17 protein-coding genes are annotated in these 25367 nt (G+C 43.1%); 6 read left to right on the top strand and 11 right to left on the bottom strand.

The genetic code is table 11. The annotated features are described in order from the left end of the window. Positions 1-6: 6 nt before the first annotated feature. The 7 genes from leuA to E0H88_RS08870 form a co-directional block, all read right to left on the bottom strand. Positions 7-1704, bottom strand: coding sequence for a 2-isopropylmalate synthase (gene leuA, locus E0H88_RS08900; RefSeq protein WP_131273907.1), 1698 nt, complete (start codon positions 1702-1704; stop codon positions 7-9). A 266-nt stretch (positions 1705-1970) separates the two neighbouring features. Then, positions 1971-3077, bottom strand: coding sequence for an alpha-hydroxy acid oxidase (locus tag E0H88_RS08895; protein WP_131273906.1), 1107 nt, complete (start codon positions 3075-3077; stop codon positions 1971-1973). Then, the gene (locus E0H88_RS08890) at positions 3074-3757 is read right to left on the bottom strand and encodes a Fe2+-dependent dioxygenase (protein ID WP_131273905.1); all 684 of its coding nucleotides are present in this window, start codon (positions 3755-3757) and stop codon (positions 3074-3076) included. Before E0H88_RS08890 ends, E0H88_RS08895 begins: the two co-directional genes overlap by 4 nt. A gap of 147 nt (positions 3758-3904) precedes the next feature. Beyond that, positions 3905-6154 (bottom strand): catecholate siderophore receptor Fiu, encoded by a 2250-nt coding sequence (locus E0H88_RS08885; protein ID WP_131273904.1) that lies wholly within the window; start codon positions 6152-6154, stop codon positions 3905-3907. A 368-nt stretch (positions 6155-6522) separates the two neighbouring features. Beyond that, positions 6523-7206, bottom strand: coding sequence for a Fe2+-dependent dioxygenase (locus E0H88_RS08880; protein ID WP_131273903.1), 684 nt, complete (start codon positions 7204-7206; stop codon positions 6523-6525). Positions 7207-7317: 111 nt separating this feature from the next. Next, positions 7318-9606: a TonB-dependent receptor gene (locus E0H88_RS08875; RefSeq protein ID WP_131273902.1), complete on the bottom strand. Its 2289-nt coding sequence runs from the start codon at positions 9604-9606 to the stop codon at positions 7318-7320. A 212-nt stretch (positions 9607-9818) separates the two neighbouring features. After that, the gene (locus tag E0H88_RS08870; RefSeq protein ID WP_131273901.1) at positions 9819-12005 is read right to left on the bottom strand and encodes a TonB-dependent receptor domain-containing protein; all 2187 of its coding nucleotides are present in this window, start codon (positions 12003-12005) and stop codon (positions 9819-9821) included. A 280-nt stretch (positions 12006-12285) separates the two neighbouring features. On the opposite strand from E0H88_RS08870, the gene tig reads away from it, so the two are divergent. From tig to E0H88_RS08850, 4 genes are all read left to right on the top strand, one after another. Continuing rightward, complete coding sequence (gene tig, locus E0H88_RS08865) at positions 12286-13617, top strand: trigger factor (RefSeq protein ID WP_092818975.1); 1332 nt, start codon at positions 12286-12288, stop codon at positions 13615-13617. A gap of 191 nt (positions 13618-13808) precedes the next feature. Beyond that, positions 13809-14414, top strand: a complete 606-nt coding sequence (gene clpP / locus E0H88_RS08860; protein ID WP_086198326.1) for an ATP-dependent Clp endopeptidase proteolytic subunit ClpP — start codon at positions 13809-13811, stop codon at positions 14412-14414. A gap of 27 nt (positions 14415-14441) precedes the next feature. Next, a complete protein-coding gene (gene clpX, locus E0H88_RS08855) occupies positions 14442-15752 on the top strand; it encodes an ATP-dependent protease ATP-binding subunit ClpX (RefSeq protein ID WP_131273900.1) in 1311 nt (436 codons plus the stop codon). A gap of 185 nt (positions 15753-15937) precedes the next feature. After that, entirely contained in the window at positions 15938-16651 is a 714-nt protein-coding gene (locus tag E0H88_RS08850; RefSeq protein WP_131273899.1) for a DUF2846 domain-containing protein, read from the top strand. A gap of 101 nt (positions 16652-16752) precedes the next feature. On the opposite strand, the gene E0H88_RS08845 is transcribed toward E0H88_RS08850, so the two are convergent. Next, positions 16753-18279: a fumarate hydratase gene (locus E0H88_RS08845; protein ID WP_131273898.1), complete on the bottom strand. Its 1527-nt coding sequence runs from the start codon at positions 18277-18279 to the stop codon at positions 16753-16755. 603 nt (positions 18280-18882) lie between these two features. On the opposite strand from E0H88_RS08845, the gene E0H88_RS08840 reads away from it, so the two are divergent. Continuing rightward, the gene (locus E0H88_RS08840; RefSeq protein ID WP_092820832.1) at positions 18883-19494 is read left to right on the top strand and encodes a class I SAM-dependent methyltransferase; all 612 of its coding nucleotides are present in this window, start codon (positions 18883-18885) and stop codon (positions 19492-19494) included. A gap of 324 nt (positions 19495-19818) precedes the next feature. Here E0H88_RS08840 and E0H88_RS08835 read toward each other — a convergent pair whose 3' ends face one another. Continuing rightward, on the bottom strand, positions 19819-20163 hold the full coding sequence (locus tag E0H88_RS08835) for a hypothetical protein (RefSeq protein ID WP_131273897.1): 345 nt from the start codon (positions 20161-20163) through the stop codon (positions 19819-19821). A 175-nt stretch (positions 20164-20338) separates the two neighbouring features. On the opposite strand from E0H88_RS08835, the gene E0H88_RS08825 reads away from it, so the two are divergent. Next, the gene (locus E0H88_RS08825; RefSeq protein WP_131273895.1) at positions 20339-21604 is read left to right on the top strand and encodes an ISNCY family transposase; all 1266 of its coding nucleotides are present in this window, start codon (positions 20339-20341) and stop codon (positions 21602-21604) included. A 171-nt stretch (positions 21605-21775) separates the two neighbouring features. Here E0H88_RS08825 and pta read toward each other — a convergent pair whose 3' ends face one another. Both pta and E0H88_RS08810 read right to left on the bottom strand, forming a co-directional pair. Next, the gene (gene pta / locus E0H88_RS08815; protein WP_131273894.1) at positions 21776-23917 is read right to left on the bottom strand and encodes a phosphate acetyltransferase; all 2142 of its coding nucleotides are present in this window, start codon (positions 23915-23917) and stop codon (positions 21776-21778) included. Between the two features lie 55 nt (positions 23918-23972). Then, positions 23973-25193: an acetate/propionate family kinase gene (locus E0H88_RS08810; RefSeq protein ID WP_092820836.1), complete on the bottom strand. Its 1221-nt coding sequence runs from the start codon at positions 25191-25193 to the stop codon at positions 23973-23975. Between the last annotated feature and the right edge of the window lie 174 nt (positions 25194-25367).

The raw sequence follows: 25367 nt of genomic DNA, 5'->3' as shown, positions 1-25367 counted from the left end.
TAAAGCTTATACGGCAGCAGCAATGACCTGATCGGTACTCAATACACCCTGGTCAATCAAGCGGTTGGTGCAGGCAATAATCGCTTCTATAGATGAAGTAACGATGTTGTCGTGAACACCGGCACCGAATGCAGATTTACCGGTACCTTTGACCTGAAGCTCAACCAAGGCCAATGCTTTGGCACTTGCACCAGAACCGATACTGCGTTCTTCATAGTTCAACACGTCAATTGGCAACTGTAATGCATTCAAGATGGCTGAGATCGGACCGTTGCCTTCGCCACGCAAGTGCTGAACTTCGCCGTTTACTTCAATATCCAACTCAATGACCTGATTGCCATTTTCATCTGACAATTTGTAGTTTTTGGCAGAGTAATGAGCATCTTTCGCTGCTACATAAGTGTCTTTGAACAAGGTCCAGATGTCTTGTGCAGAAACTTCTTTGGCCTGTTCATCCGTTACCTGTTGAACCACTTGCGAGAATTCAATCTGTAAGCGGCGTGGCAATACCACGTTGTAATTGGATTCTAACAAGTAAGAAATACCGCCTTTACCAGACTGTGAATTGACACGGATCACCGCGTCATAGTCACGGCCCAAGTCTTTCGGATCGATTGGCAAGTAAGGCATATCCCAGATTTCTTCGTTTTTCTGGAATTCAAACCCTTTCTTGATCGCATCCTGATGCGAACCAGAGAATGCGGTGAACACCAAGTCGCCTGCATATGGATGACGAGGGTGCACTGGCAAACCGGTACATTCTTCAACAGTGGCAATAATTTCGTTGATGTTGGAGAAATCCAAGTTTGGTGCAACACCCTGGGTGTACATGTTCAAGGCAATCGCAGCAACGTCGACGTTACCGGTACGTTCACCATTGCCAAATACACAGCCTTCAACACGGTCAGCGCCGGCCATAATCGCCAATTCTGAAGCTGCAATACCACAGCCACGGTCATTGTGACAGTGCACGGAAATAATCACGCCATCACGACGTTCAATATTGCGGTGCATCCATTCCACCTGATCGGCATACACGTTCGGTGTAGATACCTCTACGGTGGCAGGCAAGTTTAAAATCACTTTATTTGTCGGTGAAGCTTCCCAGATTTCAGTCACGGCATCACAGGCTGCTTTTGCCACTTCCAATTCAGTCGCAGAAAAACATTCCGGGCTGTACTGGAATACCCATTCAGTTTCAGGATATTGCGCAGCGTATTCTTTCACTTTTTGCGCAGCATTGATTGCCAACTGACGAGCACCTTCCACATCCACATTCAAGACTTTTTGACGGAAAGTTGGAGAATTTGAGTTGTAAATATGCACGATGGCACGTTTTGCACCGACCAAGGATTCGAAAGTGCGTTGAATCAAATGATCACGTGCCTGCACCAACACTTCAATATAAACGTCATCCGGAATATGATTTTCTTCAATCAATTTACGAGTGAAGTCAAAGTCAATTTGCGATGCAGAAGGGAAGCCGATTTCAATGTGTTTGAAACCGATTTTGACCAGCATCTGGAACATCTTGAACTTTTGATCCATATCCATCGGTTCAAAAATGGCCTGGTTACCGTCACGAAGGTCGGTGCTCATCCACATTGGCGCTTTGGTAATTTCGTTATTTGGCCATTGACGGTCTGGCAAGTCGACACGTTGGTACATGCGACGATATTTTTTACTTGGATCAGCCAACATCATGAGGTAACTCCTTGTGTAGCACCGGTTGCTTAAAGTCGTGGATAACGGCAACCTGCTACTGATATAGATTGTGTCTATTTTAGCAATTTACAAGTCTGACACTGGAAAACATTAGTCGAAAGTTGTAATAAAACCAATGCTTTCTTATAGGTTAGTTTTGCCACAGACTGTGTAAATCTATAACTTAATATTAATCCATTTATTCCGGAAATATTTTTCTATTTTTGCATGCAGAATCAAAGTTAAGAAAATATTTTTCAATAATTTTATCTTTTCTGGAAAATAAAATCACTGTTAATGTCGTTTAGCGTGGCTGTTCCCATTAATGCCATGGTAATCTCAAATTCTTCCTTCAGTATTTTAATCACGTGCGCCACGCCCAATGCACCTGCAGTTGCCAGCCCATAAATATAAGGCCGCCCGATGAAAACCGCCGAAGCGCCCAGCGCAATCGCTTTAAACACATCTGAACCACGGCGAATCCCGCCATCATAGAGCAGTGGAAAATCGGCAGGTACCGCTTTTTTAATCAGTTGCAAGGCGGTGAGTGGAGGAATGCAGGTATCTAAAACACGACCGCCGTGATTCGACACAATCAGGCCTTGTACACCGTACTGTATGGCCAGCCGGGCATCCTGCGGATTGACGATGCCTTTTAAAATGATCGGTAATGAAGTGTGCTGAACCATCCAGGCAATATCCTCCCAGGTGGGTGCAATCTTCATTAAGCCATTAAACACGGGATGGTCTCCCTCATGCAGTTCAGGCAAGGGAATATGGGCCGGTGTATGCGGATGCTGCATGTCTTTAGGCAAATGAAAAAATACCCGGCGTTCGCGGTCACGGATGCCGGTGTGCGGCGAATCCACGGTAATCACCAGGGCTTTAAAGTTTTGCTGTTCGGCCAGCTTCACCAAAGCCAGCGATTTTTCCCGGTCGCCTTGCCAGTACAGCTGAAACCATTTGTATGGATTGTCCTGTTTCAGCTGGCGCATGTCGGTATTGCTGAAGGTACTGAGCACTATATTGCTGCCAAGCACTTCTGCTGCCAATGCAGTTGCTGCTTCAGCTTCAGGATGGAACTGTTGCTGGTGCCCAATCGGGGCCAGAAAAATCGGATGCGGATATTCCTGTCCTAAAATTTTACAGCGGGTATGGCCTTGAGTCAGGTCTTTGAGCATTTGGGGCAATAAGTGAATCTGTTGAAACTGATCCAGATTATCCCGAACGCTGACTTCATCCATGGAGCCGCCTTGCAAGTATTGCCACACCATGTCGGAAAGATGCTTTTGTGCTTCAATTTCATAATCGGCGACGGTCTGTAAATAGGCCGGAATCTGCGAGAGGGGAGCGACGGGTGCAACGGTTTTCATAGATCGCCCCATTGGCGTAATAAATTATGGTAGTGACTGGTCAAACCCAGAATTTCTTCGTTATCGCCAATCTGCTGGCGTAATTTAATAATGTTCATGTCGAGGTTAAACAGCATGCTGCGCTGCCAGTCATCTTTGACCATGCTTTGTATCCAGGTACATGCCGCAATCCGCTTGCCTTGGGTCACTGCTTCCACCCGATGTAAGCTGGTAGCCGGGTAGAGTATGGCATCTCCGGCATCCAGTTTCACTTCATGGCTGCCATAATTGTCTTCAACAATCAGTTCACCGCCTGCATATTCATCCGGTTCAGATAAAAACACGGTAATGGAAACGTCAGTCCGAATAGCTTGTCCGATGCTGCTGGAATATTGCACGGCATTGTCGACATGATTGCCATAATGCCCCTGATCCTGATAACAGTTAAATAAAGGCGGAAGAATATGCTTGGGCAATGCTGCCGATTTGAGCAGGATGTTGTGTTGCAAGGCCTGGAGAATTTTGGCCGAAAAGGATTGATAAGCAATGCTGTTGGGATCAATCTGCAAATTATTTTTTATTTTCTGTGCCTGAAAGCCGGCACTGTGCTGACCCTGAACCCAGGCCTGACTGCTATCTAATTGTTGGCGTAGCTCGGCAACCTGCTGTTTGCTCAGAATTTCAGGAATATGTAACATCATCAGCTTGATCTGCATCCCTTAAATAACGTGAATCCAAAAGAATAATGTAGTGCATAGGGTCTGTTGATACTTATAGAACAAGTGTCAACAGACCTTGGCTCTAATACACTACATTTATACTCAATCTGCTCAGACTTGGCGAATGGCTTAAAACTTATAGTTAAAGGTTAAAGCTGCTGAACGCGGTTGTCCTAAAATCACACGGCCACCACCATTGTTCAAGGTGCTGATGTATTCCTTGTCTGCCAGGTTATAGACATTCAAGTTGACCGAAGCATTGTTATTGAAGCTATAGCCTGCCATGGCATCAAACACCACATAGCCTGGAATGCTTGGCATATTTGCCGCGGCAGTGCTGTCTGTAATCACACGCTTTTGCTCATCGACATAACGTGCACCTAAACCGAGTTTGAATCCTGCAATGTCATAAGTCGACCATAAGCTTGCTGTCCATTCAGGTGACCAGCGAACATTGTTGGTTCGGGTAATTGCACCTGTGGTTGCATTTACGCTCAGCTGGTCTTCTTGTTCAGTTTTCATATGCGCAACGCCGGCAGACACATTCCATGCTTCGGTAATTTTACCTACAGCACTCAGTTCAACCCCTTTTACGCTCGTTTTACCTTGCTGAATGGATTCTTGAGTAATGGCATCTTGAGTAAACTGGTTTTCATTTTCAGTGTAATAGGCAGCAGCATTAAGTGCCAGTTGATCATTCAGCAGATCCCACTTGGTTCCCACTTCATAGTGGTGGGTTTCCTGTGGTTTTGCAGCCGCACTGTTAATTCCGTCTGCAGAAAGGCTAAAGTTGGCACTTCCAGGAGGCGTCAGAGATTTGGCATAAGAAGCATATACGCTACTTTTAGCGGTAGGTTTAAACAAACCGCCCAGTTTCCAGCTGACCAAGGTGTCATGGGCACCCAAACTGGTTGGAACCAAGCTGCTGCTACCCGATGGCAAGGTCAAAGCATCATATTCAGTGTCATAATAGTCGACCCGAACTCCGCCATTCAGCTGGAAGCGCTCGCCAAATTTAAGCGTGTCGAATAAATAGGCGGCAGCTGTATCGGTCTCACCATGAGTATAGCCCCCGTTATACATCAGTGCCGGCATGGCTTCATTGCGATCTGGATCATACAGATTGGCCCAAGAGGTTGCTACAGTCGCTTGCCCCGGCATTTGTGTAGCCATGGTTTTGTTGTGTTGCTGTTCTTTTAAGAATTCCAGACCTGCAACCACATCATGCTCAATCGCACCGGTTTTTAAATTCAGGTTCAGGGTCGTTTGGTTGGCCAGAATCTTGTTTTCCTGATCGACACCCTGACGTGAACGGTTAACTTCCCAGTCTTTCGGATCAGCTGAACCATTGGTTCTTAAGCCCGCTGAACCGGTATTGATCCCGGTTAGTACGCGCTGCATCTGGGTTTTGCCTAAACGGGTGATGTTGGTCAGCTTGACGTTTTCAGCCAGATCACTTTCAATTTTTGCCGTGTACATGTCTGCATCGACATCTTCATGGTCATTGGCCTGGCCATAATAATTTTCACGGTTGACTTGAGGTGCTGAAGCTAAAGCAGAATCGGTATTGTAGAAACCTTTCATGCCAACGGTCGGGATACCACCATCCGGAATGTTGCGTTGACGGATATGCTGTGAATACAGATACAGGCGGGTATCGCTATCCAGGCCAAAGGCAATCGAGGGTGCAATGGCCCAGCCGTTATTTTCAATAAAATCGCGACCTTCAACGCCGCCGTCCTGTCCCATGGCATTTAAGCGAACCGCCACGCTATCGTTGATCACCTGATTAATGTCGGCAGTCAGGCGGGCATGTTCTGCAGTATTGTAAGTAGCAGAAACTTCACGGCTATTTTCAGTGTGGGGCAGTTTGCTGGCCAGGTTGATATAACCAGATGCCGCGCCACGGCCTGCTTCCGCACCAGACGGGCCTTTGACCACTTCAATCTGTTCCACGTTAAAGACATCGCGAGTGACCGCACCCAAATCGCGGATACCATCGACATAGGTAGAGGTTTGAGTCGAAAAGCCGCGCATTTGAAAGGCATCACCGGCACTGGTATTGCCATTTTCACCCAGTTGCAGGGTAATTCCCGGGGTGTTTCTTAAGGCTTCAACCAAAGACGTTGCACCTTGTTCTTTTAATAGTTCTTTTTTAATCACGGAAATGGTTTGCGGGGTATCGACCAGTGGCTGGGTATATTTTGGGGAGCTGACGCTATCGGCTTTATATTTATTTTCTGCTTTAGATTCCAAGGTAATGGTCGGGAGCTGGGTTACGCCATTACTTGCCGCCGCATGAGTCATGAGCGGGAACGAGGCCGCTAATGCAACCAGTTGAGCGTTTCTGTGGTGTTTGCGGCTTTTGATGTGTGCCATGGTCAGTCATCCCTAGTTTCGTATAAGACAGAATTCCAATACTGTTTTGCAACTTTTGTGGTCAGTAATCTGGAACTAAAAGTGAACGTATTGTTATGGAATGTAACAATGGTGCAAATATTAATGATAATTATTATTATTTGCAATAAATTTATATGAGATTATCCGTTTTTATTTGAAATACTGTTTAAAAAAGTGCAGTGGATGTGCTGAATCCATTGCACTACTGAAAAAGAATGGTGATTAGGCTGTGATTTTTATGCTCACTGACAATAAAATGCTTAATTCTGCTGCTCAGTTTCAGGGAAATTAAAATCATCCTTGCATTCATGCAGCACTTGAATCATGTGCTTTTCATGATTTTAAACTTAGAGTTCAGCCCATTTGCGCATTAAATTATGATAAAGATTGGTCAGCTTGATCACTTCTTCGTGCTTGTCACCCAACTGCATGCGCAAGTTCTGAATGGACTGATCCAGATTAAACAGCATGTGGCGTTCCGCATCATCACGGATCATGCTTTGTACCCAAAAGAACGAAGCGAGACGGCAGCCGGAGGTTACCGGCGTGACTTCATGCACACTGGTGGACGGGTAGAGGATCATATCGCCTGCCGGCAGTTTAACTTCATGATAGCCATAGGTGTCTTCTACCACCAGGTCGCCACCTTCATATTCTTCCGGTTCACTCAAAAAAACCGTGCAGGACAAATCCGTTCGTAAGCTCTCATTGCTGCCACGGATACGACGGATGGAATTGTCGACATGAAAACCAAAGGCTTCATTGTTTTCATAACGGTTAAACAGGGGAGGAATAATGTCGAGGGGAATGGCCGCAGATAAAAACAAGGGATGCTGACCCAATGATTCTAAAATGATGGTACTTAAGTGATGCGTCAGGGGATGATCTTCAGGCAATTGCTGGTTTTGCTTGACCGTTGCTGAAAGTGTGCCGGCAGTGACTTTACCATTGACCCATTCAATTTTTGCCATTTCATCACGGAAATATTGAACTTGTTCTTTACTCAGGACATGCGGAATATGATGGATCACGGCAATACACCTTTGGATGAATAAATTTTTGTAGCTATAAAAATAGCCTCATGATGAGGCTATTTTCAATAAAATCCCATAAATAAATTATGGGATTTTAAAAAGTCAATTTTAGTATTTAAAGTTGAGCGACAATACTGCGCTACGCCCTTCAGCTTCAGTGGCATAGTGAGACGCATACGCTTTAGTGAAATAGCGTTCATCAGACAGGTTATTGACATTCAATTGCAGGTCAACATTTTCATTGACGTTATAACGTGCCATGGCATCGTAACGCACATAACCTGGAACGTATTTGGTATTGGCTAGGTCGCCATAGACTTTGTCCATAGCAGTTGCACCAGCACCAAGTTGCAGTTGTGGCAGAACCTGATAGGTTGTCCAAAGTGTAGCGCTGTTTTTAGGAACATTCGGCATTTGGTTGCCGTTAAATACCGTTTGGTCAGTACAGGTTGTACCGCGACAGCTTACGCCATTCTTGGTCGCTTCACTATCTAGGTAGGTATAGCCTGCGCTGATATCCCATTTATCGGTAATTTTACCGTTCAAGCCCAGCTCGATACCGTCAACTTTGCTTTCGCCAATATTACTATAAGTAGTTGGGCTCAACTGGATACGTGCATTCTGCTTTTCAGTACGGAAAATAGCGGCAGTTAAATTCAAGCGATCTTGTAAAAGATCCCATTTGGTACCGATTTCAAAAGTCTGGCTTTCTTCAGGATCCAAGTTGCTATACGCTGCGCCTATACCTTCAGAACCGTCACCAGCATCTACACCCACAGGGTTGGCAGATGTTGCATAGCTGGCATAGATTGAACCATTTTCAACCGGTTTAAAAGTAAGGCCTGCCTGATAAGTGAAGAAATCAGTATCACTTTCAGTTTTAACTTGCTCGCCAACTTGTCTTGTTGGAGGGGCGGTGGATGAACCTAGAACAGCACTGTTACGTGCACCATAGGTCATGGTTTGTTCTGTATCAAACTTGTCCCAACGTAAGCCTAAATCTAAAATCCATTGTGGATTGAATTCAATGCTGTCCAGGAAATAAGCAGAAGTGGACTTGGTTTGGGTGTTGTATTGGTCTGCACCTTCAGTACTGATACTTCCTGTCCAGGGTCCCCGATTAGGATTCTGAACAGAAGTACACCAGCCCGAAGCAATATCGGCAGGGCTGCATTTGTTGTATTCCGCACCTGTGGTAGACAAGCCATTCAGAATATATTGGGTGCGATCTGTTTCTTGATCCGAATACTCGGCACCTAAGTTAAAGCTATGCTTAAGAGCGCCGGTATTAAATTTTCCGGTTAACGCTAACTGGTCGGTAAATGTATCGGTATCGGCAATACGTGAGTTTACACGTGCCCATACATTCCCATTCTTATAAATGTTTCCTTGAGAATCATCAGGGTTGGTCCACAGATAATCATTTTTAGAGCTGTTATAAACCGCGGTATTTGAAATGGTCAGATTGTCAGTCAGGTCATGTTCTAACTTGATTGTACCCACCTGATTTTCCTGTTTCTGGAAATCACGGTCTTCCCAGCCGTAATAAACGCCTTGCTTGACATCAATTGGCTTTCCTGAATATTGCGAATATCCAGTAGGATTGTTGTAGGGTACGCCTGAATCAGGAGTATCGTCTGTTTTTAGGTAGTAATAGCTTAAAGTTGCACGGGTAGGCGTATCCAAGCCAAACGTAATACTTGGAGCAATACCGGCACGTTTGTATTCAGTGCCATCGGCCTGGCCGGCTTTTTCATTATGGTGGCCCATTACTGCTACACGGGCAGCAATACCGTTACCAAAATCTTTGTTGCCATCTAAGGTAATACGCTGGTAACTGTCTGTCCCTGCGCCAACAGAACCTTCTAAAGAGTCGCCTTTTTTCGCAACTTTAGAAATCATGTTAACGCTACCGCCAGTCGTACCTGCACCGCCCATTGCAGAGGCTGAACCTTTGGTCACTTCAACCTGTTCGACAGCAAACATTTCACGGTTTTGTGAAGTGGCGTTACGCACGCCATCGACGTACATCGAACTTTCTGAGTTATAACCGCGAATAAATGGACGGTCGCCATTCGGGTTGCCGCCTTCACCAGCCCCTAAAGTAATCCCGGGCACTGTACGCAAAGCATCGCTCAAAGTTGTCACTTGAGTATCTTCAATCAGCTGCTTGGAAATGACAGAAACTGATTTAGGTGTATCCAGCAAAGGAGCAACAAACTTGGAGTTGGCAGATTGATCTACTTTTAGACCTTGAGCTTTTTCTGCTTCCGCCTGAGCATGAATAGTTTCAAGTTGAGCAACTTGATCTTGTGCAAATGCATTCGCCGCCATCACTGAAAGTGAGGAAACAATCGCAGAAGATACGATTTTTTTGCGTGTTTTAATGAAGGCCATGTCGAACTCAAAAGGGTACTGTGAAAACGTATGAGAATAATAATGATTCTTATTTTTTATCACTATGAAGTTGAATTGGAATTGACGATTCTTAAGATAAACTAAAACGGGATATTGAATGAAATAATGTAACTATTTGTAATTAAGTATTTGATTTATTTTAATATAGAAAAACCCTGCTTATGCAGGGTTTTTAATGGGGATTTTGAATATTAGAATTTAAACGTCGTACTTAACTGAACACGACGACCTTCTTGAGTATTGCTGTAATGGTTGTAATAACTGCCATCAATCAGTTCATGCTCATTAAAGTCTTTATCAAATACGTTATATAAAGCAACGCCCAGGTCCCAATTGTCGTTTACCCTAAAGTTGGAACCAACATGCAGCAACCCATAACTTTTAAACTCACCTAAAGCATCATAAACTTTTTGATTGGCAGCAGTTAAGTTCTCATAAGTTGAGGTGAAGCGTGCCCGTTCGCTACGGTATTCGCCACGTGCCCATAACTGAATATTGTCATCGGCTTGCCATTTTAATGAGGCATTTACGATATGTTCTGGCGTATCGTTAAGCGGAGGATTACCTAAAGTACTGTCTTTAATTTCAGTTTCTGTCCAGGTGTAATTCACACCGAATTTCCATGCCGGTGCAAATTCCCAGTTGAAGCCGGTTTCAATTCCATAGATTTCCGCTTTTTCTGCATTGGTAGGACGGGTAAGGTTCCACGAATCGGGAAGTTTTTGTCCTCGGCTCTGATAATAATCCATGACCCAAGGTGTACCAATGGATGCCATAAACTCTTCACAAGCAGCTTTATTGGTATTGGTATTACATCTTTGTTCAACATTGCCGGTAACGATTTTGTCTTCAATCTGGCTGTAAAAAGCCGTGATATTGGCATCAAAATTAGAATTGTTATTAAAATACGTGCCGATTTCAAAGTTATTACTGGTTTCAGGTTTTAAATCCGGATTACCAAAAACCGGGGTACGGCCTTGACCGCTAACATTATAAATACCCGTGGTGAGACGTTCCAAACGTGGAGCCTTATAACCTTCTGAATAGCCTCCCTTAAAGGTCCAGTTATCATTTGCATTCCAGACCAAATAAGCGCGTGGCGTCCAAAAGTCGCCAAATGTGCTGTGATCATCAAAACGTAGACCGAGAGTTAAAGCCAGGCTGTCTGTAAATGACCAGGTGTCTTCTGCAAATAAACCCAGTTGATCAAATGACACTTCTTTATTGACACGTAAACCATCTTTAATGCTGGCATCCCACCATTGACCACCGAGGGTAATATTGTGTCCACTAAAATGTTGCGTGGTAAATTTGCTATCAAAAATGGTGTCTTCACTTTCTAGCAGCCGTGGGGTCACGGCTTGTGATAGACCTTGTGCACGCGAAGGAATTAACCGGCCAACCGTTTCTGTTTGTGTATTACTGATACTTGAATCCAAAGTCCCCACACTGGTTTTCCAGCTATGGGCAAGAATGATTTTTTCACGGTTATATTCTTGCGCAGAGTTATAACCGCCATTGGCACCTAGAGTACCGAGCTGGCCATTACTGTTGTCATACCATTGTTCGGTCTGTTCATACTCTGCTGAAATATCATGATCATCGTTAGGGGTTAGAGTAAGACGAACGCCAATAGTTTCCAAATCAGACTTTGTTGGGTTATTGCCTTGAGTTAATTCGGTATCTGAATTGGCATCCGGGGTTATATGCGATTGATCGCGTTCAGCCTTACGACCACGGAGCTGAATACCCAGTAAATTCTGAATCAAGGGACCAGTGACATAGGCATCTACAGCACGCTGGTTGCCAAAGTCAGAGGAGTTCGGGTTAAGGGTCCCTTCAAGTGTTACAGCGCCCGTCCATTCAGGTGAAACCTTTTTAGTGATGATATTCACCACACCCCCAATTGCATCTGAACCATAAAGCGTAGATGCAGGGCCACGAATCACTTCAATTCTCTCGATTGCGGAAACAGGCGGAATAAAACTATTGTTAGATTCACCAAATCCATTCGGTGAAATATCGCCAGTACTATTTTGTCTGCGACCATCGACTAATACCAAGGTGTATTCTGAGTCCATTCCACGAATACGAATGTTTAGCCCGCCAGTTTTACCCGCGGTCGGGCTAATATCGACACCTTCCACATCTACTAAAGCATCTGCAATCGAAGTAATTCTTTTATTTTTCAAGTCTTCTGCTGTGATGACTGTAATGGATGCAGGCGCATCTTTTAATTTTTGTTCGTAGCCTGTAGCCGATACCACAAGAGTTGAAAGCTGATGGGGAGCAGATTGTGTTTCAGTATTGGCAAAAACGGAAGGAGAGGTAATTGTTAGAATGGCAAGGCCAAGCGGGCGGAGATTGAACTGACTCATACAATAGAATTCCAAAGATGGACGAGATAAATAACTGAAAATAAACAAGACAGAATAAAATGCATTAATGGTAATGATAAGACTTATCATTTGCAATAAAAAATATACAAAAATATTAAAGTGGGAATAAAGAGAGGAGATTTTTTACATTCAATTTAAATTTAATCGCAGAACAAGACAAAAATAGTGGTTAATTCATACTGCTTTGTATATCTTTCAATGTTGTCATATAATGTGGCACTTTCAAAATTGCAATTACTATTTCTATATCGAGGAAGCCATGCAAGTAACTTCTGAAGCGGTTTCGGGCGTTGCCCGTCGTTTAAATGTATCTGTACCGACGAGCCGTGTGAACGAGCAATTTGAAGCTCGTTTAAAACGCACTGCTAAAACTGTGAAGATCAACGGCTTCCGTCCAGGTAAAGTACCTTTAAATGTAGTACGTCGCGAATATGGCGCAAGCATTTATCAAGAAGTTGTGAACGATGTAATTCGTGACACAGTGTTTGAAGCGATCCAGCAAGAGAAAATCAATGCTGTTGGCATGCCAAACATTGAAAAAGTTGAAAACAAGGAAGACGCTCTTGTTTATGAAGCAACTGTAGAGGTTTATCCAGAAGTTGACGTTAAATTTGACGGCTTGGAAGTTGAACGTAAAGCAACTGAAGTGAGCGACAAAGACGTTGATCAAATGATCGAAAACCTTCAAAAGCAACGTGCAAGCTGGACTGAAACCAAAGGCATGGCTAAAAAAGACATGCAAGTGACTTTCGACTTTGAAGGTTCAGTAGATGGCGAAAAATTTGAAGGCGGTTCTGCAACTGACTTTAAACTTGTTTTAGGTTCTGGCCGTATGATCCCTGGCTTCGAAGACGGTATCGTTGGTATGAAGAAAGGCGAAGAGAAAGTGATTGATGTTACTTTCCCTGAAGACTACCAGGCTGAAAACCTTGCGGGTAAAGCAGCTCAATTCAAAATCACTGTGAAGCTTGTTGAAAAACAAAAACTTCCAGAAGTTGATGCTGAATTCTTGAAAATCTTCGGTTTAACTGAAGAAGAAGGCGTTGAAAAATTAAAAGCTGACGTTCGTAAAAACATGGAACGTGAAGTGAAAAACGGTCTTCGTAACCAGGTAAAAGGCGCGACTTTTGATGCCCTTGTAGCTGCAAATGAAGTTGAAGTTCCTGCTGCGATGTTGTCTCAAGAAATTGATCGTCAACGTCAGCAAATGATTCAACAGTTCACTCAACAGTTTGGTGCTCAAGGTGCGAAAGCATTTGACAGCAGCATGCTTCCAGATGACCTGTTCAAAGAACAAGCTGAAAAATCTGTAAAACTTGGCGTGTTGGTGAGCAAGGTTTTAGCGGACGCTAAAATTGAAGTAGATCCTGCTCGCGTTGACGCTTACATCGAAGACATGGCGTCTTCTTACGAAGACCCAACTGAAGTGATTGAATACTTCAAAAATGACAAACAGCAACGTGCTCAAATCGAAGCTGTTGTATTAGAAGATCAGGTTGTTGATCACATCTTGGCTTCTGCTAAAGTGACTGACAAAAAAGTAAGCTATGAAGACTTATTGAAAGAGCAGCAAGCTCGTCAACAAGGTTAAGCTTAGCTGACTGAAAAAGGCGCATCATGCGCCTTTTTTTATGTACAGGCTTATCGTAAACCTGTCCTGAATTCACAATGCTTATATAAAAAATATCTGTTATTTAATTGGGAATATTTTGCATTTTCAGCAATTATCCCTCATATTGTGACTATGAGTTGAGTAACAAAAAATTTAGGAATAAATAACGTATGTATGTTCCAACAATTGATAACGCTTTAGTGCCAGTGGTGGTTGAACAGTCTTCTCGTGGTGAGCGTTCTTTCGATATTTTCTCACGTCTTTTGCGTGAACGCGTCATCTTTTTAACCGGTGAAGTCGAAGACAATATGGCAAATTTAATTGTTGCTCAAATGTTGTTTTTAGAAGCAGAGAACCCAGATAAAGATATACACCTCTATATTAATTCACCAGGAGGTTCAGTGACTGCAGGTATGGCGATTTACGATACCATGCAATTCATTAAACCAGATGTCGTGACGTATTGTATGGGACAGGCAGCCTCTATGGGAGCCTTCCTGCTCAATGCAGGTGCCAAGGGTAAACGTTATTGCCTGGAAAATGCCCGTGTGATGATTCACCAGCCACTTGGTGGTTTCCGTGGTCAAGCATCGGATATTGAAATTCACGCACGTGAAATTCTATTCATTAAAGAGCGTTTAAACCGTTTAATGGCAGAGCATAGTGGTCAAGACTATGAAACTGTTGCCAGAGATACTGACCGTGACAACTTTATGACAGCGCAGGCTGCTAAAGAGTACGGTCTCGTGGATGAAGTGTTAAGCAAACGTCCATAATTTTCAGATTTTTATATTGGAGTGAATATGTCCGATCATCCTCAAGGACAAAAGCATTGTTCATTTTGCGGTAAAACGCAGTCTGAAGTCGGGAAACTGATTGCAGGTGAGGACGCTTACATCTGTAATGAGTGTGTGGACGTATGCCTGGATTTAGTCCAAACCAGCCAGCAGGTTGAATCTGGTGATTGGGCAAGTAAGCCTTTGCCTAAGCCACACGAAATTCGCGCTGCACTTGATCAATATGTGATTGGTCAGGATGTGGCGAAGAAAACGCTTTCAGTTGCGGTCTATAACCATTACAAGCGTCTAAAAGTGACTCATAGCGGTCATAAGCATGATGATGCGGTTGAACTGGCAAAAAGTAATATTTTACTGGTTGGACCAACAGGTTCGGGTAAAACCTTGCTTGCACAGACTTTAGCGCGTTTGCTGGATGTGCCATTCGCCATGGCAGATGCCACCACGTTGACCGAAGCAGGTTATGTTGGTGAAGATGTTGAAAACATCGTACAGAAGCTGTTGCAAAAAGCCGATTATGATGTAGAAAAAGCGCAAAAGGGTATTATCTATATCGACGAGATCGACAAGATTACCCGCAAATCTGAAAACCCGTCGATTACCCGTGATGTATCCGGTGAAGGTGTTCAGCAAGCTTTACTGAAAATGATTGAAGGTACGGTTGCTTCAATTCCACCCCAAGGTGGCCGTAAGCATCCGCAGCAAGAGTTCATTCAAATTGATACCTCAAATATCCTGTTTATCTGTGGTGGTGCTTTCTCAGGTTTAGAGAAAATCGTGCAACAGCGTCAGGAAAAAGGTGGGATCGGTTTCACTGCAGAAGTGAAGAACAAGGATGAAACCAAGAAGTTGTCTGATTTGTTCCGTCAGGTTGAAGCAACAGACTTGGTGAAATTTGGTTTGATTCCTGAGTTTATTGGTCGTTTGCCGGTCATTGCAACTTTGGATGAACTGGATGAAGAAGCCTTGATGCAGATTCTGACTGAACCGAAAAATGCCTTAACCCGTCAATATCAATATTTGTTTGATATGGAAAATGTGGATCTGGTATTTGAAGATTCAGCACTGCGTGCGGTAGCGAAGAAAGCCCTGGAGCGTAATACAGGTGCACGTGGTCTGCGTTCAATTCTGGAAAATGCATTACTTGAAACCATGTATGATTTACCAAGCCGTACCGATATCGGGACTGTGATTGTGAATGATGCAGTGATTTCTGGTGAAGCAAAACCCGTGCTAAAAGCAGAACGTCAGCCTAAGTCAGAGACTGAAAATACCTCTAAAGTAGATTTAAAAGTGGTCAATTCTAAATCTGCTTAATTTGCTATTCGTCAGAAACGTGCGGAAAACTTGTGTTTTCGCACGTTTTTTATTTCCAAAAATAAAACACAATGTTAATCTCGGTGATTAGGCGTGGATGCCTAAATAAAATCAATACATAGCGAACAATGAAGTGCTTAATTTAGTTTAGTACAAAAATAAAAAATACGCGGTGAGGGAAAATCATGCGTGGAGTCTGTATTGCAGTCTGTGCAAGCTTTATTTTATTGGGATGTCATGGTAAATCTGCTATGGAACACACTCAAGCGACATCAACCTTAAAACCTGTAGATACTGAGCATGAACCGGGACTATTGGAACAATACCGTTTTGGCATGTTTAGCATTGGAGGTTGGGTCAATCAAAAAATGGGACAGCGCTTTCAACCGGTGCAGGCGCAAGATGAGCAGGCTGCCATAGTGTATCTATACCGTCCTGACAGCAAATGGAACCGTCAGGAAATTGTGGCATCCAGTCTGTTTATTAATAGTGAGCGTATCCCAAGCTTATTAAATAATCACTATTATTGGGTAGAACTGCCTGCCGGAACCTATCGCATATCAACCAGCCGCCCCGTGGGCGTGCAGCATTTTCAAAAGCCGAAATATCTGGATTTTATCGTGCAAGCGGGACAGTCTTATTTTATTAAGTATGATGAAGAAAACTTGAGTACCCGTCGTGAAGTTTCCGGACCTTTAATTATGGTGCCGGAAAAAACCGGTTTAAATGAAATTGCCTACACCCAGCTGAAGTCAGAAAGTTATAACTTTGTTGCCCTGGATCAAAAAAGCGGGAAGTTACGTAAGAAAGCGCAAAAACTGAAACCAGCAAAATATGATCCAGCAGAAGATGTGCAACTGACCAAGCCGTTTAAGATTTGGAATCCTCTTACGTGGTAAAGAGCTTTCAGGTTTGAAAAGACAGCTGATTGATTGCATATAGCAGAGATCAATAATGCAAAAAAAAAGCACCCATTTGGGTGCTTTTTTAGCGTGCAATCTTAGTTCGCAGCAGCATCAACCACTGGAATCTTACCAATTTTCGCTTGCCAGATTTTTGGCGCAGTCGCGTGAATAGAAGTACCATTGACATCAACCGCTACAGATACAGGCATATCTTCAACTTTGAATTTGTAGATTGCTTCCATACCCAAGTCAGCAAAAGCCACAACTTCAGCTTCACGAACAGCTTTAGATACCAGGTAAGCAGCACCACCTACAGCCATCAGGTAAGTTGCTTTATTGTCTTTGATGGCTTCAACCGCAGCAGGACCGCGATCAGCTTTACCAATCATGCCGTACAAGCCAGTCGCTTCAAGCACTTGACGAGTGAATTTGTCCATACGTGTTGCAGTCGTAGGACCAGCAGGGCCAACCACTTCGTCGCCTACAGGATCGACAGGGCCAACGTAGTAAATGAACTTGCCTTTAAGGTCTACAGGAAGCTCTTCACCGTTGTTCAGCATATCCACCATACGTTTGTGCGCAGCGTCACGACCGGTATAGATGGTACCGTTAAGTAATAAGGTATCGCCAGGTTTCCAGGAATTCATTTCTTCTTGGGTGATGTTGTCCAGGTCAACACGTTTAGAAGATGAAGAATCCCAAGTGACAGCAGGGTAGTCTTCAAGTTTAGGTGCTTGAATATGTGCAACACCTGAACCGTCTAACTGGAAGTGTGCATGACGAGTTGCAGCACAGTTCGGAATCATACCCACCGGTTTGCCCGCAGCATGACATGGATAATCTTTGATTTTGATATCAAGTACAGTAGTTAAACCGCCAAGACCTTGCGCGCCAATACCCAACGCATTTACTTTTTCGAAGATCTCGATACGGAGTTCTTCCATTTTGCTTTGTGGACCACGGCGAAGCAATTCGTCCATGTTGATCTCTTCCATCAATGCTTCTTTGGCAAGCATCATGGCTTTTTCAGCAGTACCACCAATACCGATACCGAGCATACCAGGAGGACACCAGCCTGCACCCATGGTTGGAACAGTTTTCAATACCCAGTCCACGATAGAGTCAGATGGGTTCAACATGGCAAGTTTAGATTTGTTTTCTGAACCGCCACCCTTGGCAGCAACAGTAATGTCGACTTTGTTGCCCGGTACGAGTTTGTAGTGGATTACCGCAGGCGTGTTGTCTTTGGTATTTTTACGGCCAAATGCAGGATCAGTTAAAACTGATGCACGAAGTACGTTAGAGCTTTCCAGGTAACCTTGACGCACACCTTCATTGATTGCATCGTCCAGGCTCATGGTTAAATCAAATTTAACGTCTAAGCCCACTTCAAGAAATACGTTCACAATCCCGGTATCTTGGCAGATAGGACGGTGGCCTTCTGCACACATACGAGAGTTAATTAAGATTTGTGCAATAGCATCTTTTGCGGCTTTGTTCTCTTCACGATCATAGGCACGGCTCATCGCTTGGATGAAGTCTTGTGGATGATAGTAAGAAATGAACTGAAGCGCATCTTTTACCGATGTGATCAAGTCATCTTGCTTGATAATAGTTGTCATATCAAATATCTCTTGAGCGGGCTGTTAGCTAGCGGGCTAAATTATAAGATAAAAAGCAGGTTTTGTGGGTATTTTGAATGCTTTTTGGCCGAAAGTTTAATGGTGAATTTCAGCTCAGATGAACTGTTGTTTTTTGAGTGATTTTTGTCATAAAGATGACAAAAGGTAATTATTCTTCCGGGTAAATATTATATTTAAAATATTGATTAAACTGTTTTTAATTCGTTTGTTATTTTAAATTTCTGAAAAATAAAAGTTAAGTCTGATCTTTTTTAAATGAAGTTAGGTAAGATAATTTTGTCGTAAAACTTTTATGTAATAAGCACATAAAAGTTCATCTGATACATATAGACTCCTTTCAATTGTTCGAGTCATTGATTTTTCTTTATGTCGTGCAGGGATAGGGTTTCGGTCAGCAAGAAGATGAGGTATAGGCTTTATCTTCTTTTTTTGCTTTAAATTTTCTCGAAATAAAAACATGCTAAATCTTCAAATCTTCAAATCTTCAAATCTTCAAATCTTCAAATCTTCAAATCTTCAAATCTTCAAATCCTGATCTCAATCTGCCTATACTATTGAAAGGCACATTTAGAAAAACCACTCATGAAAGATCAATCTGAGTTTGCGAAAAATATCATTAAAATTTATAAGAAACATGCACGTGCGTGGACGGAATTACGCGGCCAGTTGCTGTATGAAAAAGCATGGCTCAATTATTTTCTTTCGCTGATTCCTGAACATGCTCAAATACTGGATTTAGGTTGTGGTTCAGGCAAACCGATTGCTGCCTATTTAATTGAACAAGGGCATTCCGTAGTCGGGGTAGATAGTTCTGATGTCATGATTGAAATGGCTAAGCACAACTTTCCTGAACAGCACTGGATTCAGACAGATATGCGTCAGCTGGATTTAGGGCAAAAGTTTCAGGGGATTTTAGCGTGGGACAGTTTTTTTCATTTGACCCAAGATGATCAGCGCAAGATGTTTGCTCAGTTTTCTAGGTTTGCTGAGCAGGGCACGGTTTTAATGTTTACCAGTGGGCCTGCTGCAGGTGAGGCGATAGGGGATATGTTTGGTGATGTACTGTATCATGCCAGTTTGTCACAGCAGGAATATCGACAATTGTTAAAAGATCATGGCTATGAGGTTGTGAAAATGCTCGCGGAAGATCCCGACTGTGCTGGGCATACGGTGTGGTTGGCACAGAAGTTGTGATTTAGTCATGCTAAATAATAATGTGGAACAATGATTGAGAATTGAGCGTGAGAAACCATAAAAAAAGCCCATTCGAGGGTGAGTGGGCTATAAAACTAGAATCAACATATTGAATTATAAAACAATTTCAAAAGGATTGCGTATAAGCTGTCTTATGTTAATTTTAGGTTTTCTAATCATTCCAAGAAAAGTGTAAATAATAATAGTCATCTTGATATGTAACTACATAATCAAGATAACAAACATCAAATGAGCTGTTATCTAACGAATATAGCTTTAACTCATATTCTGAAATGCTTTCTAGGAGCTCTATAATTTTTGAAATTATATTTTTTTAACAGTCTCATAATAATTTGAAATTGGGAAATCATAACCAAAGAGCCATTCATTTAAGGATTTATTAAGCTCCGTTTTCCAATCTAATATTGGTTCATATGTAAAATCTAGTTTAGAAAATGGAAAGTGATTTAATTCAGAATATCTTATTGATTCCCTGGTAAAAAATTCTGTGAGACTACTTTGAAGTGAACCTTTTCTATATATAGGCTCTATATAAAAATCATATGCTACAGTACGACTGTTTAAAGTAGCCATGCAGTCTAAATAAGTATTTAAAATAAATAATTTATGATCAGTTTTGGATTTGTTTTGAACATCAATTTTCAACATTCTAAGAGTTCTATTGAATTAAAGAGTTTGGAATAGTTTAACATAATGGCTGTTATACTAAATCTACATGTAAGCCCAAAATAGAAATGTCCGGTTTCTCCAAAGTAAAAATGTCCGCTTTTAGAATATACGCTTTTGCGATTATCGAAGCGGACGGTTTGTTATGTTGGTGTCTATGTCGGATAAAGAACTTAAACGATTGTCTGTTTTGCAGGAAATCTGCGATCAACGCATAACTCAATCCCAGGCTGCTCATCTACTTCATATTTCAGAACGTCAGATCAGACGCTTACTGCATAAATACAAAGCTCAAGGTCCAGTTGCATTAGCCCATGCCGGTCGTGGCCAAATTAGCAACTCCAGACTTCCTGAAGAACTCAGACTCAAGTGCCTCAATATTGTTTCTGATCAACTGCATGGTTTCGGACCCACTTTAGCGCATGAAAAGCTCACCACCGTGCATGGATTCGATCTTTCAGTAGAAACTCTGCGTTGCTGGATGATTGCAGCCGATTTATGGATTCCTCGCGCCAAGCGTCTGAAACGCCCATATCAGCCTCGATATAACCGGGATTGTTATGGTGAACTGATCCAGATTGATGGCTCACATCATGACTGGTTTGAAGGACGAACACCTAAATGCTGTTTACTGGTGTTTATCGATGATGCCACAGGAAAATTGCAGCATTTACGCTTCTGTGAATCAGAATCAGCCTTTGACTATATGATTTCAACACGCCTGTATGTCGAACAGCACGGTAAACCATTGGCGTTTTACAGCGACAAACATTCAGTTTTTAGGGTGAATCAAAGCAGCAAGAAAGACACCAAGATTACGCAATTTGGACGCGTACTCAGTACCCTCAATATCGATATCATTTTCGCTAATTCACCCCAGGCTAAAGGACGTGTAGAACGAGCCAACAGGACTTTGCAGGACCGTCTGATTAAAGAAATGCGCCTGCAAGGCATCAGTTCAATTGAAGAGGCGAATAAGTGGCTGCCCTGCTTTATTGAGCAATTCAATCTCAAGTTTGCCAAGATGGCTTTTAATCCTAAGAACTTACATCGGACTGTCACTGAAACAGCCGAGGAATTAGATGATATTTTTACCTGGCGTGAACCCCGTAGAGTCACGAATAGCTTGACCATTACTTATGATAAATGCGTATATCTCCTGGAGAATACAGAGGAAAATCAGAGGCTAATCGGTAAATATCTTGAGTTCCTGGAATACCCCGATGGTACGGTAGCGATTGAGCATCAAGGTCGGAAGATCAATTACAGCATCTTCGATAAATTAAGTCAGCTCAACCAGCGAGAGATCGTTGAGAATAAACGTTTGGGTTCTGTATTGGCCCATATCCAGCAACAGCATGAAGAATTAGAACAGCAAAACAAACGAAATCGCTCTCAATCTATGCCAAGCAGACGTGCATAGAAAACAGTAATCCAAGAACGAAATCTGAATCCTGTGCTTGACTTGGAAATGTTGGTATAGGACATTTCTATTTGGTTATTAGGTAGGATATTTCTACTTGGGAATAACACTACACATAAAAAAACCACCCGATTTTTCAATCAGATGGTTTGGAAAACTTAGATTTACGAATTATTGAGCAGCTTGTTGCTCTGCCTGAATCGCAGTCAATGCAATGGTAAACACGATGTCATCCACCAATGCACCACGTGACAAGTCATTCACCGGCTTATTTAAACCTTGCAGCATTGGTCCCACGCTCACTACATTTGCTGAACGTTGTACTGCTTTATAGGTGGTGTTCCCTGTGTTGAGGTCCGGGAAAATAAAGACATTGGCACGACCTGCAACAGGTGAGCCTGGCGCTTTTGACTGTCCAACACTTTCAACCGATGCTGCATCGTATTGCAATGGACCATCAATCAGTAAATCTGGACGGCGTTGCTTGGCAATTTCAGTCGCTTTCGCCACTTTTTCTACATCCGCACCTGCACCCGAAGTACCGGTTGAATAAGAAATCATCGCGATGCGCGGGTCAATGCCAAAGGCTTTGGCGGAATCGGCAGACTGAATCGCAATTTCAGCCAGTTGTTCTGCATCTGGATCAGGATTAATTGCACAGTCACCGTAAACATAGACTTCATCTGGCAGCAGCATGAAGAACACAGAAGATACCAGTGAGTAATCCGGTGCGGTCTTGATTAACTGGAATGCAGGGCGAACCGTATTGGCTGTCGTGTGCACTGCACCTGACACCAGGCCATCCACCTGATCAAGGGCCAGCATCATGGTGCCTAAAACTACCGTATCTTGTAGCTGATCACGCGCCTGTAACTCGTTGAGTTTGCCTTTACGTAGATCAACCATTTTTTCGACATAATTCTCGCGAATCAGGTCTGGGTCAAGAATTTCCAGATCATGCGGTAATTCAATTCCACGTGCTTTTGCTACTTCAACTACAGCTTCAGGTTTTGCCAGCAGAATACAGTGGGCAATTCCACGAGACTGACAGATTGCTGCGGCCTGAATGGTACGTGGTTCATCTCCTTCAGGAAGAACAATGCGCTTTTTCGCTGCAATTGATTTTTGTACCAGTTCATGACGGAATGCAGAAGGGGACAAACGTGGTTTATGGGCATCGCTGATTAACTGCGTCAACCAGTCTGCATTGATGTGGCTGGCCACGAAACGGGTCACCTGCTCAGCACGTTCGGTATCATCTACCGGAATTTCATTGCTTAAGTTCAGCAATTGTTGTGCTGTGTCAAAAGTACTCAATTTGGTGTGTAAAATTGGCAAGCCATTTTTGATTGCTGTTTGACAGAATTCTAAAGCTTGAGTGCTTGGTGCCTGATGTTCAGTTAAAACCAAACCTGCAAGTGGAATGCCATTACTGCTTGCCAAGCTACTTGCAAGCAAGACATCAACACGATCAGAACCGCTGATGATGAGTTCACCTGCCACGAATTTATGCATTTCGTGTTCAATATTGGACGCAATTAAGCTGCTGTGTAATACACGGCGCTGTTTTGCCTCGCCCTGGTTAATCCATTCAGCTGAAATATGTGCAGCCAAGTCAGACATGCGTGGCACACTTAAAGTGTTGCTGAATGGAACTAAGCCAATCACTGGCATACAGTCTTTACCAATCATTGGGTGCGTGGTTTGAATCGCACTCACAAATCGGTTGGTATCGCTAATTAAACGCAGGTTTGGATCAAGCGTAACAGGAATTTGTGCAGAATCTTCCGGCAAGCCTTTGGTACGCATGAACAATACGCCTGCAGTACGCTCGCAAGTCGCACCACCAAAGAAACGTAACTGGTTATCAACTTTTGCCGCAGTTTTTGCTGCGTTGTTAATGTCGGCATTGCTGACAATAATCACTTTGGCATCAAGCGCTTTTGCCAGAGTGGCATTGAGTTCTGTCGCAAAAGGATCGCGTCCGTTTGGTAGCACGCCTTCTACAATAATGACATCGTGATGTTTGGAAATTTCACGGTGTAAACGTACTGCATCTTCAAGCAGCTCGTCATTTTCATCATTTTTTAAACGTTCAGTCAGGGCCGCATAGGAAATCGGTTCAACGGTTTCATGCTTGAACAGGTGACGATACAGGGCAGTGGTGCGGTCTGCTTCAGGCTGTAATTCTTGAGAGAAAGGCTTTAGAAAACCTGCTTTTACGCCTTGGCATTCCAGTGCATAAATTAAACCAAGACATGCAGACGTTAAGCCAACACCAATTTCTGTAGGAACCAAAAGTATTGTTTTCATCATTTTTTCTAAATCATAAAGGGATTTATTGAAAGCATACGTAGACTACAATTGCTTAAGCAATCGTAGCCTCACATTCAGGCTTTTTTGCAGCTGACTGATTCACCTCTTCTACAACGTGTGCAGTTTCTTTAGCAATACGGCCTTCTTCATCAGTTGGAATGACCCAGATTTGAGGGCCTGTGCCAGCATCAATACGACCTTCTGTACCGCGTTTCAAATTATCGTTTTGTTCTTTGCTTAAGTTGAAACCGAAATGAGGTAAGTAAGCCATGGTCTTTTCACGGATATAAGCCGAGTTTTCGCCAATGCCGCCGGTAAAGAACAGGCCATCAAGGCGCGGCAAGCCACAGCTTAAAGCAGCCAGAGATTTAGCCAGACGGTAGCAGAATACTTCAATGGCCAGCGTTGCATCTTCATTGCCTTGTTCTGATGCTTCAATCAGGGTACGCATGTCATTTGAAAGGTTGTCTGATAAACCGAGCAAGCCACTTTCCTTGTTCAGCATCTTGTCAATTTTATAGACATCCCAGCCCAGGTTTGCAGCCAGGAAGCTATGCAAACTTGGATCGACATCGCCGCTACGGGTGCCCATCACAATGCCTTCAAGCGGGGTTAAGCCCATTGAAGTGTCTACACTTTGTCCATTCCAGATGGCACAAGTCGAGCTGCCATTGCCTAAATGAGCTGTTAACCAGCCACCTTGTTTCAAGCTGCCAGCCAATTCAGAACCACGTTCAGAAACATAGGCGTGACTGGTACCGTGGAAACCGTAACGGCGCACATTGTGTTCTGTATACAGGAATTTTGGCAATGCATAACGGTAAGCATGCGCTGGCATAGTCTGGTGGAATGCGGTATCAAAAACTGCCACTTGTGGAAGTTCCGGGAACAAACGCATAGTGGCATCAATACCGACCAAATGCGCAGGGTTGTGTAAAGGCGCAAGTGGTGTTGCTGCACGAATACGTTCTACAATTTCTTCATTTAATAATTCTGCTTTGGTCAATGTACCGCCGTGTACCACACGGTGACCAATCGCTTGTGGATTATAATGAGATAAGCGTTCTAAGATGGTTTCCAGTGCCTTTTCATGATCAGCATGTGGAATGGATAGTTCAAGTGGTTCACCGCCCGCAGTGATCCCTTTAATACGGGCGTCAGCAGCCCCCAGGTTTTCTGCGAGACCAAAGATACGGTCTTCACGGCGCTCAGAAACCAACGCATATTTGATTGAAGAAGATCCGCAGTTAATTACTAATACTGATGTAGACACGTTTTCTTACCCAAATTTTAATTGAAATATTCATCCATAACGTTGATCTGAACGCAGTTTTGTTTATTGATGCAATTTAGATCAGTGATAATGTTTTAACATGCGATTTTTTTTTGTCCTAGATAGACTTTAGGAGATTAGACTTAAGCACTATCGACCCCATAACTAATAATA

This window comes from Acinetobacter sp. ANC 4216, from assembly GCF_004331195.1.
In the GTDB taxonomy this organism is placed as follows: Bacteria; Pseudomonadota; Gammaproteobacteria; order Pseudomonadales; family Moraxellaceae; genus Acinetobacter; species Acinetobacter kookii.
This window is presented reverse-complemented; position numbering and strand designations above follow the sequence as displayed.